At 69.1% G+C, this 16,490-nt stretch carries 14 protein-coding genes and 1 pseudogene; 6 read left to right on the top strand and 9 right to left on the bottom strand.

The window, feature by feature from the left end:
- Positions 1-2: 2 nt before the first annotated feature.
- Entirely contained in the window at positions 3-1,079 is a 1,077-nt protein-coding gene (locus JAP66_RS02990; RefSeq protein ID WP_199429948.1) for an aspartate-semialdehyde dehydrogenase, read from the bottom strand.
- On the bottom strand, positions 1,080-2,342 hold the full coding sequence (locus tag JAP66_RS02985; protein ID WP_199429947.1) for an aspartate kinase: 1,263 nt from the start codon (positions 2,340-2,342) through the stop codon (positions 1,080-1,082).
- 178 nt (positions 2,343-2,520) lie between these two features.
- On the opposite strand from JAP66_RS02985, the gene JAP66_RS02980 reads away from it, so the two are divergent.
- The gene (locus JAP66_RS02980; protein ID WP_199429946.1) at positions 2,521-3,144 is read left to right on the top strand and encodes a nitroreductase family protein; all 624 of its coding nucleotides are present in this window, start codon (positions 2,521-2,523) and stop codon (positions 3,142-3,144) included.
- Here the strand turns inward: JAP66_RS02980 and JAP66_RS02975 are convergent.
- Positions 3,113-3,565: a hypothetical protein gene (locus JAP66_RS02975; RefSeq protein WP_199429945.1), complete on the bottom strand. Its 453-nt coding sequence runs from the start codon at positions 3,563-3,565 to the stop codon at positions 3,113-3,115. The two genes, JAP66_RS02980 and JAP66_RS02975, sit on opposite strands and share 32 nt — an antisense overlap.
- Positions 3,566-3,815: 250 nt before the next feature.
- Between JAP66_RS02975 and leuA the strand changes: the two genes are divergently transcribed.
- From leuA to JAP66_RS02955, 4 genes are all read left to right on the top strand, one after another.
- Positions 3,816-5,606, top strand: a complete 1,791-nt coding sequence (gene leuA, locus JAP66_RS02970; RefSeq protein ID WP_199429944.1) for a 2-isopropylmalate synthase — start codon at positions 3,816-3,818, stop codon at positions 5,604-5,606.
- 4 nt (positions 5,607-5,610) lie between these two features.
- Positions 5,611-5,721: an alpha-isopropylmalate synthase regulatory domain-containing protein gene (locus JAP66_RS32660; protein ID WP_199429943.1), complete on the top strand. Its 111-nt coding sequence runs from the start codon at positions 5,611-5,613 to the stop codon at positions 5,719-5,721.
- A gap of 104 nt (positions 5,722-5,825) precedes the next feature.
- On the top strand, positions 5,826-6,434 hold the full coding sequence (locus tag JAP66_RS02960) for a DedA family protein (RefSeq protein ID WP_199429942.1): 609 nt from the start codon (positions 5,826-5,828) through the stop codon (positions 6,432-6,434).
- The gene (locus JAP66_RS02955) at positions 6,382-7,353 is read left to right on the top strand and encodes a helix-turn-helix transcriptional regulator (protein WP_199429941.1); all 972 of its coding nucleotides are present in this window, start codon (positions 6,382-6,384) and stop codon (positions 7,351-7,353) included. Before JAP66_RS02960 ends, JAP66_RS02955 begins: the two co-directional genes overlap by 53 nt.
- 9 nt (positions 7,354-7,362) lie before the next feature.
- Here JAP66_RS02955 and JAP66_RS02950 read toward each other — a convergent pair whose 3' ends face one another.
- Both JAP66_RS02950 and JAP66_RS02945 read right to left on the bottom strand, forming a co-directional pair.
- Complete coding sequence (locus JAP66_RS02950) at positions 7,363-8,280, bottom strand: SDR family oxidoreductase (RefSeq protein WP_199429940.1); 918 nt, start codon at positions 8,278-8,280, stop codon at positions 7,363-7,365.
- Between the two features lie 30 nt (positions 8,281-8,310).
- Positions 8,311-9,228: a LysR family transcriptional regulator gene (locus tag JAP66_RS02945; RefSeq protein ID WP_199430052.1), complete on the bottom strand. Its 918-nt coding sequence runs from the start codon at positions 9,226-9,228 to the stop codon at positions 8,311-8,313.
- Positions 9,229-9,309: 81 nt separating this feature from the next.
- Between JAP66_RS02945 and JAP66_RS31940 the strand changes: the two genes are divergently transcribed.
- Positions 9,310-10,377, top strand: a complete 1,068-nt coding sequence (locus JAP66_RS31940) for an EamA family transporter (RefSeq protein WP_235998665.1) — start codon at positions 9,310-9,312, stop codon at positions 10,375-10,377.
- Positions 10,378-10,564: 187 nt separating this feature from the next.
- On the opposite strand, the pseudogene JAP66_RS02940 reads toward JAP66_RS31940, so the two are convergent.
- The 4 genes and pseudogenes from JAP66_RS02940 to JAP66_RS02925 all read right to left on the bottom strand — a co-directional run.
- A pseudogene (locus JAP66_RS02940) lies at positions 10,565-11,554 on the bottom strand (ABC transporter ATP-binding protein); the annotation flags it as partial.
- Entirely contained in the window at positions 11,554-13,647 is a 2,094-nt protein-coding gene (locus tag JAP66_RS02935; protein ID WP_199429938.1) for a dipeptide/oligopeptide/nickel ABC transporter permease/ATP-binding protein, read from the bottom strand. The gene JAP66_RS02935 and the pseudogene JAP66_RS02940, both read right to left, overlap by 1 nt.
- A gap of 16 nt (positions 13,648-13,663) precedes the next feature.
- Entirely contained in the window at positions 13,664-14,680 is a 1,017-nt protein-coding gene (locus JAP66_RS02930) for an ABC transporter permease (RefSeq protein ID WP_307849413.1), read from the bottom strand.
- A gap of 111 nt (positions 14,681-14,791) precedes the next feature.
- Positions 14,792-16,429, bottom strand: a complete 1,638-nt coding sequence (locus JAP66_RS02925) for an ABC transporter substrate-binding protein (protein WP_199429936.1) — start codon at positions 16,427-16,429, stop codon at positions 14,792-14,794.
- Positions 16,430-16,490: the final 61 nt, after the last annotated feature.

Below are 16,490 nucleotides of genomic sequence, written 5' to 3'. Positions count from 1 at the left end.
CGTCAGGTGAACTCGGGAGCGAGCCGCTCGGCGACCTCGTAGGTGTTCAGCGCGGCACCCTTGCGCAGGTTGTCCCCGCAGACGAAGAAGTCCAGCGTGTTCGGGAAGTCCAGCGCCTGGCGGACCCGGCCCACGTACGTCGGGTCGCCGCCGACCACCTCGGCCGGCGAAGGGAAGACGCCGTTCTCCGGATCGTCGGCGAGCACGATCGAGGACTGCGCCTCGAACACCTTGTGCGCCGCCTCGACCGTCACCTCCCGCGCGAACGTCGCATGCACCGCGAGCGAGTGGGTGGTGACCACCGGCACCCGCACGCACGTGGCCGACACCTTCAGCTCGGGAACGCCGAGGATCTTGCGCGACTCGTTGCGCACCTTGAGCTCCTCGGAGAACCAGCCGTCGCCCTTGTACGAGCCGGCCGACGGGACCACGTTGAGCGCCAACGGGGTCCCGGCGAACGGAGTGTCCGAAAGGGACAGACCGTCGGCTTCGAGAGCCTTGCGCACGTCGCCCGCCTGCCCACCGAGCCCCTTGCCTGCCACGGCCTCCAGCTCGGCGTAGAGCCGGTCGATGCCCTCCTGGCCCGCGCCTGAGGCCGCCTGGTAGGAGGCCACGACGAGCTCGGTGAGCTGGAACTCGCGGTGCAGGGCGCCAAGGGCGGTCATCATCGAGAGCGTGGTGCAGTTCGGGTTGGCGATGATGCCCTTGGGGCGGTTCGCCAGGCTCGCCGCGTTGACCTCGGGGACCACGAGCGGCACGTCGTCGTCCATCCGGAACGCGCCGGAGTTGTCCACCGCGACCGCGCCGCGCGCGGCGGCGACCGGCGCCCACTCGGCGGAGATCTCGTCCGGTACGTCGAACATGGCGACGTCAATCCCGTCGAACGCCTCAGGGGTGAGCTCGACGACGGTCAGCTCCTGGCCGCGCACCGTGATCCTCTTGCCTGCCGAACGGGCCGAGGCGATCAACCGGATCTCGCCCCACGGCACGCTCTCCCGGCCGTTGATGATGTCGATCATCACGGTGCCGACGGCGCCGGTCGCACCGACCAGGGCAAGTGTGGGTGACTGTGTACCCATCTAGCGTCCACTCCCTGCGTAGACGACGGCCTCTTCATCGCCGCCGAGTTCGAATGCGTCATGGATGGCCCGCACAGCGTCGTCGACCTGCGCGTCCCGGATCAACACCGAGATCCGGATCTCCGAGGTGTTGATGATCTCGATGTTCACGCCTGCCTTCGCGAGCGCCTCGCAGAAGCCCGCGGTGACGCCCGGATGCGAGCGCATCCCCGCCCCGACGAGCGAGACCTTGCCGACGTGGTCGTCGTAGAGGACCGCCGTGAAGCCGAGCTCGTCCTTGATCTTCTCCAGCTCGCCGACCGCCTTCGGCCCGTTCGCCTTGGACAGCGTGAACGTGATGTCCGTGCGCCCCGCGGTGTTGGAGATGTTCTGCAGCACCATGTCGATGTCGATCTCCGCGTCCGCGACCGTGCGGAAGATACGTGCCGCCGCACCCGCATGGTCGGGCACCCCGGTGACCGTGATCTTGGCCTCGGACCGGTCGTGCGCCACACCGGTGATCAACGCTTGTTCCACGGGGATCTCCTCAATCGAACCGGCCACGGTCGTGCCCGGCTTGTCACTGTAGGACGAACGGACTCGGATCGGCACGCCATAACGGCGGGCGTACTCGACGGAGCGCAGGTGCAGGATCTTGGAGCCACTCGCCGCGAGCTCGAGCATCTCCTCGTACGGGATCGTGTCGAGCTTGCGCGCGTTGGGCACGATCCTCGGGTCCGCCGTGTACACGCCGTCCACATCGGAATAGATCTCGCAGACGTCCGCGTTCAGCGCCGCGGCGAGCGCGACGGCGGTGGTGTCCGAACCACCGCGGCCGAGCGTGGTGATGTCCTTGGTGTCCTGCGCGACGCCCTGGAACCCGGCGACGAGCGCGATGTAGCCCTCTTCGAGCGCCTCGGTCACCCGGCTCGGCGAGACGTCGATGATGCGCGCGTTGCCGTGGACGGACGTGGTCACCACACCCGCCTGCGAACCGGTGAACGACCACGCCTCGGCGCCTTGCGCCGAGATCGCCATCGCAACAAGCGCGTTGGAGATCCGCTCGCCCGCGGTGAGCAGCATGTCCATCTCACGTTCCGGTGGGACCGGGTTCACCTGCTCCGCAAGATCGAGCAACTCGTCGGTGGTGTCGCCCATCGCGGAGCACACCACGACGACGTTGTTACCCGCCTTCTTCGTGGCCACGATCCGCTCGGCCACGCGCTTGATCCGGTCAGCGCTCTCCAGCGACGAACCACCGTACTTCTGGACTACGAGCGCCACTTTGCCCGAACCTCCTCATCCGGGGCAGGGCGATCTCCCAGCGTTGTCGGAAGGGCCCCGCTCCCTTCTTTCGCCAACAGGGTACCGGGGGCCTGTTTTCCGAACACCCTGCGTTGTGGCCCCGGCCACTTTCCACCGAAGATCATCTTCGCTGGTCGGCACGTATACTCGCCGTCCGATGAGCGACAAAGAAGCCGACACCAGCGTCCCCATTCACGACCTGATCGCGCGCCGGTGGAGCCCTCGCGCGCTCGACGACACCGTCGAGGTCAGCCCCGAGCAGTTGCGGGCAGTGCTCGAGGCGGCGCGCTGGGCGCCCTCGTTCGGCAACACCCAGCCCGCCCGGTACCTGGCCGGCCTCAGGGGCGACGACACGTTCCGCCGCATCCTCGGCACGCTGACCGAGCGCAACCAGTCATGGGCGCACCGGGCCGGTGCCCTGCTGATCGGGCTGGCGGTCACCGAGAACGAGAAGGGCGAGATTCCCTACGCCGAGTACGGCCTCGGCCTGGCCGGGCAGAACCTCGTACTGCAGGCCGTGGCCGAGGGGCTCGTCGCCCATCAGATGGCCGGGTTCGACCCGGACGCGGTGCGCCGCGAGTTCACCGTGCCCGCCGGGGTCCGGCCGGCGATCGCGATCGCGGTCGGCGTGCTCGGCGCGCCGGAGGTGCTGGGCGACGAGCGCGGCATCGCCCGCGAAACCGCTGGACGCAAACGCTTGCCCCTGGAGGAGTTCGCGTTCACCGGCGACTGGGGCGAGCCGCTGTTCGCTACAGGGAGGTCCCACCCACCCGCCGGATGATGCGGGCCAGGATCGACGAGACGACCATCCAGAACAGCGCGGCGATGCCGAAGTTGATCAGCACCTTCAGCTTCGGGTCCTCGGGCGTGAAGAGGTCCTGGAAGCCGAGCGAAAGCGCGTCCGACCAGTTCTCCACGAACGACACGATGCCGTTGTCGGGATTGGCCTCGCCGATCACGAAGATCACGTGCATGACCAGGATCAGAGCGAAGATCAGGCCGACCCACCGGACGATCCCGGCGAGCAGCCCGACCACCTGGTCTTTGACCTTGCCCCAGTCCGTCCTGCGTCTGGGCCGCGGCTCCCTGTACGTGGAGTCCGTAGCGTTTCCGGAATCCGCAGCGGTCGGGGAGGAGTGGACGGGCGGTATCGCCTGCGTGGCGCGCTCGTCCTTGTCGTTCCTCTCGGCGTGCTCACCCATGTCCCGAAGTCTGGCACGTGCGCAACGCAAACGCTACGCGTCAGTAACTCCACCGCGCCCGGCCATATAACGGTTCGGCCACGGCCCCAGCTTTTCATTCCTCGGCGGCCGTGGTTAAGCTGGCGGCGTGGCACGTGCGCTTCTGCTTCGCTGCCGCGACGGGGCCTGATCAGACCGGCTCCCCGTCGCGGGGCTTCATGGTGCCGCCGGTCGTCCGCCACCCGACCAGCGAGCAGGAGCCGAAGGAATCATGAGCACGTCCGAGTCAGAGGTAAGCCCGTCCATCCGCGTCAATACGCCGTCCCGGCCCGCCCCCGAGGGGCAGCCCGTGTGGAACCCGCAGCGCGGCTCGTCGATGCCGGTGCACCGTTACCGGCCCTGGTACCAGCTGGTCGAGGACATCAACCTGCCCGACCGGACCTGGCCGGACAAGCGGATCGAGCGGGCACCCCTGTGGTGCGCCGTCGACCTGCGGGACGGCAACCAGGCGCTGATCGACCCCATGTCGCCCGCCCGTAAGCGCAAGTTCTTCGAACTGCTGGTGCGTATGGGCTACAAGGAGATCGAGGTCGGCTTCCCGGCGGCGAGCCAGACCGACTTCGACTTCGTCCGCGAGATCATCGAAGAGGACGCGATCCCGGACGACGTGCGCATCCAGGTGCTGACCCAGTGCCGTCCCGAGCTGATCGAGCGCACGTTCGCCTCGCTCGAGGGCGCCCCGCAGGCCATCGTGCACGTCTACAACTCGACGTCGATCCTGCAGCGCCGGGTGGTCTTCCGCGAGGAGCGCGAAGGCATCAAGAAGATCGCCATGCAGGCCGCCGAGCTGCTGCTCGAGTACGCGGAGAAGTACTCCGACACCGACTTCCGGTTCCAGTACTCGCCGGAGTCCTACACCGGCACCGAGCTGTCCTACGCAGCCGAGGTATGCGACGCCGTCACCGGCATCTGGCAGCCGACCCCGGAGCGGCCGGTGATCCTCAACCTGCCGGCGACAGTGGAGATGGCGACACCGAACATCTACGCGGACTCCATCGAGTGGATGCACCGCAACCTCTCCCGCCGCGACTCGGTGATCCTGTCGCTGCACCCGCACAACGACCGCGGCACCGGCGTCGCCGCCGCCGAGCTCGGCTACCAGGCCGGCGCCGACCGGATCGAGGGCTGCCTGTTCGGCAACGGGGAGCGCACCGGCAACGTCGACCTGGTCGCGCTGGGGATGAACCTGTTCAGCCAGGGCATCGACCCGCAGATCGACTTCTCCGACATGGACGAGATCAAGCGTACGGTCGAGTACTGCAACCAGCTGCCGGTGCACGAACGCAGCCCGTGGGGCGGTGACCTGGTGTTCACCGCGTTCTCCGGCAGCCACCAGGACGCGATCAACAAGGGCTTCGACGCGCTGCGGGTGCTGGCCGAGAAGGCGAACGTGCCCTTCGACGAGTACCCGTGGGAGGTCCCGTACCTGCCGATCGACCCGAAGGACGTCGGCCGTACGTACGAGGCCGTGATCCGGGTCAACTCGCAGTCCGGCAAGGGCGGCATCGCCTACATCATGAAGAGCGAGCACCAGCTCGACCTGCCGCGGCGGCTGCAGATCGAGTTCTCGCAGACCATCCAGCGGCACACCGACTCCGCGGGCGGCGAGGTCGACCCGGACACGATGTGGCAGGCGTTCTCCGCCGAGTACCTCGAACCGCGGACGCCGCTGGAGCTCCTCCGCCAGCACGTCACCGACAACGGCGGCGGCGAGTACGAGATCTCGGCGACCGTGCGGCTGGAAGGCGAGGAGCAGGAGATCACCGGGCGGGGCAACGGCCCGATCGCCTCGTTCTTCGACGCGCTCAGCACGGTGGGCTTCGACCTGCGGCTGATGGACTACAGCGAGCACACGCTCACGCCGGGCGACGACGCCAAGGCCGCCTCGTACATCGAGTGCGCCATCGGCGACAAGGTGTACTGGGGCGTCGGCATCGACCCTTCGATCGTCACCGCTTCGCTGCGTGCGGTCATCTCGGCCGTGAACCGCGCCCACCGCTGAGCACGTGGNGTGCGCCATCGGCGACAAGGTGTACTGGGGCGTCGGCATCGACCCTTCGATCGTCACCGCTTCGCTGCGTGCGGTCATCTCGGCCGTGAACCGCGCCCACCGCTGAGCACGTGGCTCGTGAGTGCGTACCCGAGTTCTAACTCGTGTGCGCACTCACGAGCCGGGCGCGCACGCTGAGGGGTTCTCAGTTCGCCGGACGTTGCGTCGTACGTGGACGTCTCGACGGTTTCGCTGCTCGCCCTGTTCGGCATCGCCGTGGTGCCGCTGCTGCCCACCGAGGTGGCGCTGATCGGCCTCGGTGTCGCGGCCGCGGCGCGGGGTGACTCCCTGCTGCCGGTGATCCTGGTCGCGGCCGCCGGCTGCCTGATCTCCGACCACGTCCTCTACACGCTCGGCCGGCACGGCGGGGCGTCCGCACTGGACCGTGTGCGCAGGCGGTCCAGCGTGGACGCCGGGGTCCGGTGGCTCCTCCGCCATCTCGAACGGCGGCCGGTGTCCGTTCTCGTGATCGCGCGCTGGCTGCCCTCGGGCGGCACGGCGGGCGCCCTGCTCGCGGGCTCCCTGCGCCGCCCGCAGATCGGGTTCCTGGTGGCGTCATCGGTCGGCGTGCTGCTGTGGTCGACCTACGCGGCGGCGCTGGGCTACCTCGGCGGGCAGTTCGTGCGCGAGCCCGGTATCAGCCTGCTGGTTTCGCTGGGCGTCGCCGCGCTGCTCGCCCTCGTGGTCGCCGCGCTGGTCCGCAACCGCACAGGGCAAGATCTACGGCATGCGAGCGGAACGGCTGGTGGCGCTGCTCTTCACCCTGCAGAGCCGGCGTAGCGCGACCGCCGCCGAGCTGGCGGCGGCACTCGGCGTGTCGGAGCGGACCATGCACCGCGACATCGCGGCCCTGCAGGCCGCGGGTGTTCCGCTGTGGACGGAGCCCGGCCGCCACGGGGGCGTGCGCCTCGTCGAAGGCTGGCGCACCCGGCTGGACGGGCTGACCTCCCGGGAGGCCGTGGCGATCTTCGCGATGGGGGTGCCGAGGGCGCTGGCCGAGCTCGGCCTTGGCACCGCGGTGTCGGCCGCCCACGCCAAGGTCTCCGCGACACTGCCCGGGCCGCTGCGGGAGCAGGCACAGCACCTCGCACAGCGGTTCCACCTCGACGCGCCCGGCTGGTTCCGGCGCGAGGACGAGACCGCGCACCTCGCCGCCGTCGCAGGTGCGGTGTGGGAGCAGCGGCGGCTGCGGGTGGGTTACGAGCGGGCGAGCGGCCCCGTGGAGCGCGTGCTCGACCCGCTCGGCCTCGTGCTCAAGGCCGGTGTCTGGTACCTGGTCGCCCGCGCCGGTGACGCCGAGGACACGGTGCGCACCTACCGCGTGTCCCGCATCGCCTCCGTGGCAGAGCTCGGCGAGCGGTTCGACCGGCCCACCGACTTCGACCTGGCGAGCTGGTGGCAGCGCTCGTCGGCCAGGTTCGAGCGGTCCCTGCTCCGCGAGCCCGTACACGTCCGGCTGAGCCCGGCGGGGCTGCGCGCGCTGCCCGCCGTCGTCGGCGACACCGCGGTCGCGGCGCTCGACCGGGCCGGGCCACCCGGTGCCGATGGCTGGACCGACGTGCACCTCGACCTGGAAGACGAGAAGGTCGCCGCGGGGCAATTGCTCGGCCTGGGCACCGAGGTCGAGATCGTCGGGCCCGCGGCCGTGCGGGCCCGGTTCGCCGACCTCGCGCGGCGGATGGCCGACCGGCACCGCTAGCCGCGAGTGTCAGCGGTAGCCGGTCGCGTCGGCGGGCTTGCCCGCGTCGGCGACCTCGACCAGGTAGCGCCAGCCGTCCGGCCTGCTGCCGTCCACGTCGTCGAAGTCGTAGACCTGTGCGAGCCGACCGCTGGACAGCGTCTCGCCGGAGAAGCGGCCGTGCTCCGGGTCGGCGGCCAGCGCGGCCACGGCCCTGCCGACGAACACCGGTGACTCCGACACGCAGAAGTGCGGCTCCCCGGCGAGCGCGTCCCGCCAGTTCTCCTCGGTGACGCCGAAGTGCTCCAGCATGGCCTCCGACCGCAGCCAGCCGGGGGTCAGCGCGACGGCCGTGCAGCCGTGCGGGCGCAGCTCCTCGGCCTGCGCCAGGGCCAGGTGGTGTGCCGCTGCCTTCGCAACGTAGAACGCCAGCGACGTGCCGGTGCGGAACTTCGCGTTGTACTCGGCCGTGCCGTCCGTCATCTCCACGACCAGCCCACCGGGACGTCGGACGAGCAACGGCAGCAGGTGGTGGCTGGTGACGATGTGCGCGTCGATGCCAAGGCGCACCATCCGCAGGTTCGCCTCCAGCGAGTGCTCCCACACCGGCTCGCCCCACCGCAGGTGTTGATCACCGCCCCATACGCCGTCAACCAGCACGTCGAGCCTGCCCTGCTCGGCGTCTATCCGCTCGGCGAGGCCGCGCACCTCGGCCGGTTCCAGGTGATCGACCCGGACGGCGACAGCCGTGCCGCCCGCGCGCTCGATCAGCTCGGCGGTGCCCTCGATCGTCTCCGGACGATCCACTTCGGAGCGCTGGGTGGCCGTGGTGCGGCCCGTGACGTAAACGGTCGCGCCACACCGGCCCAGCTCGACGGCGATCGCCCGGCTCGCACCCCGCGTGCCGCCCGCCACCAGCGCGACCTTGCCCTTCAGGTTCTCGTTCATACCACCACGATGGCGGCCAACCCTGCCAGTTCACGGCATGGTTTCCCGGCCGACCTCGGCGGCCTCGGCTCGCAGCGCGCCGAGCACCGCCGCCACGGCCGGGCGGGCCGCTGCGCCGAGGCGCAGCACCGCCTCGATGTGCCGCGCGGCACGGATGCCGGCCAGCGGCCTGCGCAGCAGCCGCCGCTCGCCAACGGTGTCCATTGTGTACCGGGGCAGCAGTGCGATCCCGTGCCCGGCCGCGACGAGCGACTCGGTGATCCGGAAGTCGTTGATCCGGTGCACGACCTGCGGGCGCACTCCGGTCCGCACGGCCAGCGAGATCAGCACGTCGTCGACCGGAAAGCCGACGTCGACGCCGATCCACCGTTCCGCGGCCAGGTCGGCCAGCTCCACCCGTTCGCGCTCACCCAGCGGATGCCCGGGTGGCAACGCGACGTCGAGTGGCTCCCGGAGCAGGTGCACCACCTCCAGCCGGCCGGAGTCGAACGGCGGCGCGTGCTCGTCGCGATGCGTCACCACGACGTCGAAGTCGGCCATCAGGCCGGGCACCTCCGGTGGCGTCATGTCGACATCCCGCACCTCGACATCCAGCCCCTCATGCGCCGCGAAGCGGTGCAGCAGCCCCGGCAGCAGCATCAGCGCGGCGGAAGGGAAGACCGCCAGCCGCACCCGGCCGCGCGGTGCACTGCGGTAACTGTCGAGCTCGGCCTCGGCGCGATCGATCGCCGCCAGCACGTCGTCGGCCCTGGCCACCAGCGCACGCCCGGCGTCGGTGAGCCGCAGCCCGCGCCCGGCCGGCTCGGTCAGCGGGAGACCGACCTCCGCCTGCAGTGCCCGCAGCTGCTGCGAGACCGCCGAAGTCGTGCAGTGCAGCGCCTTCGCCGCCGCGGTGACACTCCCGCGATCGGCGAACTCGCGCAGCGTCCGGAGCCTGCCGATGTCCACGGCGACAGTGAAGCACATCTACAACATCGCTGAAAATAATCTCGCTGGTGCTTCACGATATCCCGGCGCAGAGTGGGGCACATGCCTCCTCGCGATCGCCTGCTCGCCACGCTCACCGCCGTGCTGTGGGGCTGCAACTTCCTCGCCATCCACGCAACGCTCACGCACTTCCCGCCCCTGTTCGCCGGCGCCCTGCGCTTCCTCGTGATCGCGATCCCGGCGGTGTTGTTCGTGCCGTGGCCGAAGGTGAAGGTGCGCTGGCTGATCGGGTACGGGCTCGGCTTCGGCACACTGCAGTTCGCGTTCCTGTTCGTCGGCATGGACGCCGGTATGCCGACCGGGCTCGCGTCGCTGGTGCTGCAGGCCTCGGCACCGTTCACCGTGCTGCTCGGCGCGGTGTTCCTGCGCGAGCGGCCGTCGGGCCGCCAGCTCGCCGGGATCAGCCTGGCGGTGGCCGGTATGTGCGCCATCGCGTGGCAGCGCGCCGAGTACGCCGCCCTGCTGCCGGTGGTGCTGACCGTGCTCGGTGCGTTGAGCTGGGCGGCAGGCAACCTCTGCTCCCGAAAGGCCCTGAGTCCTGCGGGACACCCGCACCCGGGCCAGAAAAACCCGCTGCACTTCGTACTCTGGATGTCCGTGGTCCCGCCGCTGCCGATGTTCGCGCTGTCGCTCGCCTTCGAGGGCCCCGGCGAGCAGTGGCAGGCGCTGTCGACGCTCGGTACGCCGGGCGCCTGGCTCGCACTGGCGGGGCTGGCCTACATCGTGCTGATCGGCACCATCGCCGGATCGGGCATCTGGACGACGCTGATGCGGCGCAACCCGGCCGGTGTGGTCGCCCCGTTCTCGCTGCTGGTGCCGGTGGTGGGCATGTCGCTGGCGTTCCTCGTGCTCGACGAGCGGCCGACCGCCGTCGAGATCGGCGCGAGTGTCGTGGTGGTCGCGGGCGTGCTGCTCGGCTCGTGGCAGCGCCGGGTCGCAGCTACCCGGCCCGGACCTCCGCCGGATCGCCGACGTGCACCCCGTCCGGGCGCACCACGACACCGTGCAGGTGGCAGGCCACGTCCCGGCCTGCGACCTGCTGTACGCCTGGCTCCGGACCCGGCCCGAACCGGACCATCACGCCGCGCTGTTCCACCTCCACCCCGATGACCGCCGAGAACACGTTCGCGGGCAGTTCCGGACCGACCGAACGCAGCCACTCGGCGATCTCGTCGGGTTCGCTCGACCGAAACCGCACGAACGTCCTCGCCACCTCGGCGTCGCTGAGCTTGCCGAGCAGGCCCAACTCCCGATCCGCCGTCTCCCGGTCCACCTTGGTCCAGCGCTCCTCGATCGCGTCGATGAGGTCGTGGCCCTCCCAACCGCAGACCTCGAACGCCTCCGGGCAGCGCGGATGGAACCGGCATCCCGCCGGCGGGCTGGCGGCGTCCGGGATCTCGCCGCGCGGCAGCGTCTTGACCCGGTCCCGCCTGCGCGTATCGGGCAGCGGGATCGCCGAGAGCAGCGAGCGAGTGTACGGATGCTGCGGATCGTCGAACAGCAGGTCCGACGGTCCCTGCTCGACGAACTCGCCGAGGTAGAGGATGCCGATGCGGTCACACAGGAACCGGGCCGTCGCCAGATCGTGCGTGATGAACACGTAGGTGAGGTCGAGGTCCCGTTTCAGCTCCAGCATCAACTCGAGCACCCGTGCCCGCACACTCATGTCGAGCGCGGCAACCGGCTCGTCGGCCACGACGAACTTCGGCTCGGTGATCAGCGTGCGCGCGATCACCAGCCGCTGCTTCTGCCCGCCGGAGAGATCCTCCGGGTAGCGGTCGAGGAAGCTCTCCGCCGGGTGCAGGCCCACCCGCTCGAGCATGTCGATCACTCGCCTGCGCGCTTCGGCGCGCGAGCTGACCATCTCGTGGATGTGCAGCGGATGCCCGACCCCCTGCCCGATCGTCATCGCCGGGTTCAGCGAGGCGTTCGGGTCCTGGAAGATCAGACCGAGCTCGCGGCGCAACGGGCGCATCTCCCGTTCGCGCAACGGCATGAGGTCGCGCCCGCGGTAGCGCACCTCGCCCGAGGTCGGTTGCACGAGCTTGAGGATCGACCGTCCCAACGTGCTCTTGCCGGAGCCGCTCTCCCCGACGAGTCCGAACACCTCGCCGGCCCGCACGTCGAAGCTGACGCCGTCGACGGCCTTGACCACGGTCTCGCCGCCGCGCCCGAACAGCTTGCCGCCCTTGACGAAGTGGGTCTTCAGATCGCGCACGGACAGCAGTGGCTCGCCACGGTCGCCACCCGAGTCGGACACAGCGGCCGTGGACTCGTCCTCGCGCATCAGACTCCCGTCTCCTGTGGGTTGCCTTCCGGCGCGCGCACGCCTTCCGGGACCGGTGCGCCCGCTCCGGGGTAGAGGTAACAGGCAGCGCGCTGCTCCGGATTGGTCTCGGCCAGCTGGGGCACCGCGTCGGTGCAGTGGTCCATCACGTACGGGCACCGCGGAGCGAAGCGGCAACCCGGCGGCGGATCGATCAGGCTGGGCGGGTAGCCCTCGATGGAGTGCAGCTCGGTGGTCTCCAGCGAGATGGTGGAAGCCAGCAGCCCTCGCGTGTAGGGATGCTTGGGATCGTTGAAGATCTGATCCACCGGCCCGATCTCGACGATCTTGCCGGCGTACATCACCGCAACCCGGTCACACGTCTCCGCGACAAGGCCGAGGTTGTGGGTGACCAGCAGCAGCCCGATCTGCTCCTCGGAACGCAAACGGCCGAAGATGTCCAGGATCTGCGACTCGACGATCACATCCAGCGACGTCGTCGGCTCGTCGGCCACGATGACCTTGGGCTCGAGCGCGATGGACAGCGCGATCATGGCGCGCTGGCGCATACCGCCGGAGAACTCGTGCGGGTAGGACTCCACCCGCGTCGGCGGGATACCCATCTGGGACAGCGCCGTGCGGGCGATCTCGAGGGCCTCCGCCCTCGAAACCTTCGGCTTGTGCGTGCGGATCATCTCGATGAAGTGGTCGCTGATCTTCATCAGCGGGTTCAGCCGCGTCATCGGCTCCTGGAAGACGAGCCCGAGATCCTGGCCCCGCTTGTTCCGCAGCCGGGACTCCGAGATGCCGACCATGTCCTCGCCTGCCACCTCGACCCGGCCTCGCACAACGCCACCTGGCGGCATCAGCCGCATCAACGCCCTGCCGAGCGACGACTTGCCGCAGCCGGACTCACCGACCAGGCCAAGGCTTTCGCCCGGGTAGATGTCGAAGCTGACGTCGTCGACCGCCCACAATGGCCCGTCCGGCGTCCGGTACCCAACCCGCAAGCCGCGCACCGCCACCGATGGTCGCCCGGATTGCTGCCCGGCATCCGCTGCGCCGGCGGCGCCGGCGGCGGTGCCGCCATCGGCCGGCGTGTCCTCGCGCGGGGCGGGCTCGATCTTCGGCCCCGTCTTGCCCCTGCTGCGCAGCAGTGGGTTGATCACGTCGTTGAGGCCCTCACCGACCAGGGTCAGCGCCGTCACCAGGATCACGATGGCAAGGCCCGGCCAGAGCGCCGTCCACCAGACACCAGCAGGCACATCCGTGATGGCGCGCGAGATGTCATATCCCCACTCCGCCGTAGGTGGCGGCACGCCGTAGCCGAGGAACCCGAGCGAGGCCAGCACCAGGATCGAATCCGCGGCATTCAGCGTCAGGATCACCGGCACCGTCTGCACCACGTTGAAGAACACGTACCGCCCGAGCACCGTGCGCTCCTTCGCACCCATCGAGCGCGCGGCCTCGACGAACGGTTCCTGCTTCACCGAGAGCGTGTGGTTACGGACCACCCGGAAATACTGCGGGATGTAGACCACGCCCACGGCGGCGGCCGCGGGTATGACGCCCGGGCTGATGATCGCGGACAGCGCGAAGGCGGTGATGATCGCCAGCACCAGCGCCGGGAACGCATAGACCGCGTCCATCGCGGTCACCAGCGCGCGGTCGATCGGTCCACCCCGGTAACCGCTGAGCAACCCGAGGGTCACGCCGAGGATCATCGCGATGGACACCGCGAGCGCCATCACCGCGAACGCGAGACTGGCGCCGTCGATGATCCTGCCGAGCACATCGAACTGGTCGCGCGTGGTGCCGAGCGGGTGCTCGCCGGACGGCGGCTGCAACGCCCTGATGGGTTCGAACTGGCCGGGCGCCACCTCGACGCGGTACTGGGTACCGTCGTACTCGTAGAGCAGCGGACCGAGGAAGGCCGCGAAGAGGAAGAACACCACGATACCGAGGCCGCTGAAGATCAGCACTCTCGACACCCGGCTGGCCCGCCGGAACGGCTGCCACGCGTGCGAGAGCCGCGCGCGCAACCCCGTTCTCGGCTCACCGGGTGCCGGTCCACGGCGGACCGGCCCGGCGGCGTCCACGTTCTCCGTACTCATGTGGGCAACCCCCTCCTCAGTACCGCACTCGCGGGTCGACCAGCCCGGTGATGATGTCGATGATCAACGAGACACCCACGATCACCAGTGCGATGAAGGTGACGATGCCCTGTACCGCCGCGTAGTCGCGCTGCCCGATGAAGTCGACCAGTGCCTGTGCCAGGCCCGGCCAGTTGAACGTCCGCTCGGTCAGCACCGCGTTGCCCAGCAGCAGCGCGAACTGCAACCCCATGATGGTCACGATCGGGATCAACGCGGTCTTGAACCCGTACCGGTAGAGCACGTTTCGCTCGCGCAGCCCTCTTGCCCGGGCCGCCTCCACGTAGTCCGAGCGCAGGGTCTGCATCATGTTGACCCGCACCAGCCGGATGAAGATCCCGCCGACGAGCAGACCGAGCGTGATCGCGGGCAGGATCAGGTGCTCGATCGTGCTCTGCAGGGCGGCCATGTCGCCGGTGAGCAGCGAGTCGAGGACGTAGAACCCGGTGATCCACTCCGGTTGGTCGAACCCGCCCGCTCGCCCACTACTCGGCAGCCAGCCCAGCTTGACCGCGAAGAACAGTTGCGCGAGCAGACCGGTCCAGAACACCGGGGCCGCGTAGGCGATGATGCCGAACAGCCGCCCGCCGATGTCGAACGGGGTGTCGCGGAGACGACCGGCGAGGCCGCCCACCAGGATGCCGACCGTTACGGCCACGAGCATCCCCGCCAGCGCCAGCTCCATCGTGGCCGGCGCCGTCTCGGCGACGATCTCGACCACGCCGCGCGGGTCGGTGACCGGATTACCGAAGTCACCGGTCAGCGCGCCGCCCATGTACTGCAGGTACTGCACGATCAGCGGGTCGTTGAGACCCATCGCCTCCTGAGCCGCCTCGATCTGGGCGGGCGTTGCCCGCCCGCCCAGTGTGGCTGTCACCGGGTCACCAGGAACCGCCCGCAACAGCAAGAAGACAAGGGTGAGCAGGATCAGCACCATCGGAATGGCGAGAAGCAGCCGAACAACGACATAGCGGCTCAACGAACCAGGTTTCACGCCTGCGAAGACCTTCCTTTGTGGGCGCCGTGGGGCCTGCGAGCCGGGACGGACCCGGCGGCCGAGCCGGCCGCCGAGTCCGTCCCGCTTTGCGTTACGCCACCACGTCCACTATTGCTTCGACAGCAGGTAGAAGCGGAACACCTGGGACGAGTCCATCGTCTCCTCGAGGCCCTGGATGTTCTGCCTCGCGAAGGCGTACGGCGTCTCGACGTACAGCGGAATGATCGGCGCGTCCTCGGCCGCCAGCTGCTGGATCTCCTTGAAGGTCTGCATCCGCTCCGGTGCGTCGGCGTCCTCGGCGGTCTGCTCGGCGGCGATGAGCTGGTCCATCTTCGGGTTGTCGTAGTTCTGCGTGTAGCCCTGCGAGGAGTAGAACGGCTGGATGTAGTTGTCCGGATCGAGGAAGTCCGGGTACCAGCCCAGCAGGTACGACGGGTACGGGCTGGTGGCTGCCGGGGCGTTGTTGTCAGAGTACTGCGCCCACTCGGCGTTCTGCACGTTCACCTTGAACATGCCGCTCTCCTCCAGCATCCTGCCGATCTCCTGGGCGAGGGCCGTCTCGGTGTCACCGTAGTGACCGCTCGACTCGTGCCAGAGGTCGACGGTGACCGGCTCGTCCAGGAACTCGCTCGGCTCCCTGCCCTCGTAGGCTTCCTGGAACGCCGGCACGTGGGCGTCCTCGAACAGCGGCGGGACCATCGAGTACAGCGGGTCGGCGCCACCGGCGAGCACGTTGTCGACAAGGCGTTGCCGGTCGATCGCGGCTGCCATTGCCTTACGGACGTTGGCGTCGCTGATCGTCGGATGCTTCGGGTCGATGTTGAACACCATGTACCTGATCGAGGCGCCCTGGCCCTCGACGACCTTGATGTCCTGGCTGTTCTCCAGGCTCTGCCGCTGTTCCGGGGTGAGGTGGCGGAATGCGACGTCGATGTCGCCGGACTGCAATGCCCCCTGCATCTGGGAACTCTCGGCGAAGAACCTGACCAGGACCTTGTCGTTGCTCGCGGCATCACCGAAGTAGTCCGCGAACTTGTTGAGCTGGATCGACTCGTTCTGGCGGAACTCTTCGAGCGTGTACGGGCCGGCGGCGACCAGTTCCTGGTTGAGGAACGAGTCCTTCTGCTCCTGCGGGGTGTCCTCCGGCAGCGGGCCTTCCGGCGACTTGTAGGCGCCGTCCGAGGGGACGATGGTGGCCACGTTGTAGGCAAGCTTGGCGCCGAAGGTGATGTCCGGCTCCGTGAGCGTCATCACCACGGTCTGCGGGTCGGGGGTCTCGATGCTCTCGATGCCGCCCAGCAGGAAGCTGGCGCCGTCCGGGTGGGCGATCCACTTCGCGCGGTTGAGCGAGAACTTCACGTCCTCACTGGTCAGGTCCGAGCCGTCGTGGAACTTGACCCCCTCGCGCAGCGTGAAGGTGTATGTCCTGCCGTCCTCACTGACCTCCGGCTCCGAGGCGGCCAGGTCCGGAGTCGGGTCCGTCTCGCCGGGCTTGTAGCTGACCAGCGTCGCGCCGATGTTGTCGATGATCGTGCCGCACATGTAGCTGTAGCACTCGGCAGGGTCAAGGGAGGGCACGTCGTCGTTGGTGCCGATGATGATGCCACCACCATCACCACCGTCGCCGCCCTGACCGCCGTCACCACCGCAGGCGGACAGCACCATTGTGAGGGCTATCCCGCCGGCGATACCCGCACGCGACCACCGTCGCGGCAGCACCGATCGGATCGATCGTGTCCTGGTCATTACACACCTCAGGTTTTGTGGTCGTGTCCCATCCGTTGGGACGCACCCTAGTCAGTCACCG

The organism is Qaidamihabitans albus, assembly GCF_016464705.1.
Classification (GTDB): Bacteria; Actinomycetota; Actinomycetes; order Mycobacteriales; family Pseudonocardiaceae; genus Qaidamihabitans; species Qaidamihabitans albus.
This window is presented reverse-complemented; position numbering and strand designations above follow the sequence as displayed.

Bases quoted from the DNA above. Each gene is read 5' to 3' on its own strand.
- JAP66_RS02980 (WP_199429946.1), top strand. From the start codon at position 2,521: ATGAGCGACAAAGAAGCCGACACCAGCGTCCCCATTCACGACCTGATC.
- JAP66_RS02925 (WP_199429936.1), bottom strand. From the start codon at position 16,429: ATGACCAGGACACGATCGATCCGATCGGTGCTGCCGCGACGGTGGTCG.
- JAP66_RS02935 (WP_199429938.1), bottom strand. From the start codon at position 13,647: ATGAGTACGGAGAACGTGGACGCCGCCGGGCCGGTCCGCCGTGGACCG.
- leuA (WP_199429944.1), top strand. From the start codon at position 3,816: ATGAGCACGTCCGAGTCAGAGGTAAGCCCGTCCATCCGCGTCAATACG.
- JAP66_RS31940 (WP_235998665.1), top strand. From the start codon at position 9,310: ATGCCTCCTCGCGATCGCCTGCTCGCCACGCTCACCGCCGTGCTGTGG.
- JAP66_RS02975 (WP_199429945.1), bottom strand. From the start codon at position 3,565: ATGGGTGAGCACGCCGAGAGGAACGACAAGGACGAGCGCGCCACGCAG.
- JAP66_RS02955 (WP_199429941.1), top strand. From the start codon at position 6,382: ATGCGAGCGGAACGGCTGGTGGCGCTGCTCTTCACCCTGCAGAGCCGG.
- JAP66_RS02950 (WP_199429940.1), bottom strand. From the start codon at position 8,280: ATGAACGAGAACCTGAAGGGCAAGGTCGCGCTGGTGGCGGGCGGCACG.
- JAP66_RS02990 (WP_199429948.1), bottom strand. From the start codon at position 1,079: ATGGGTACACAGTCACCCACACTTGCCCTGGTCGGTGCGACCGGCGCC.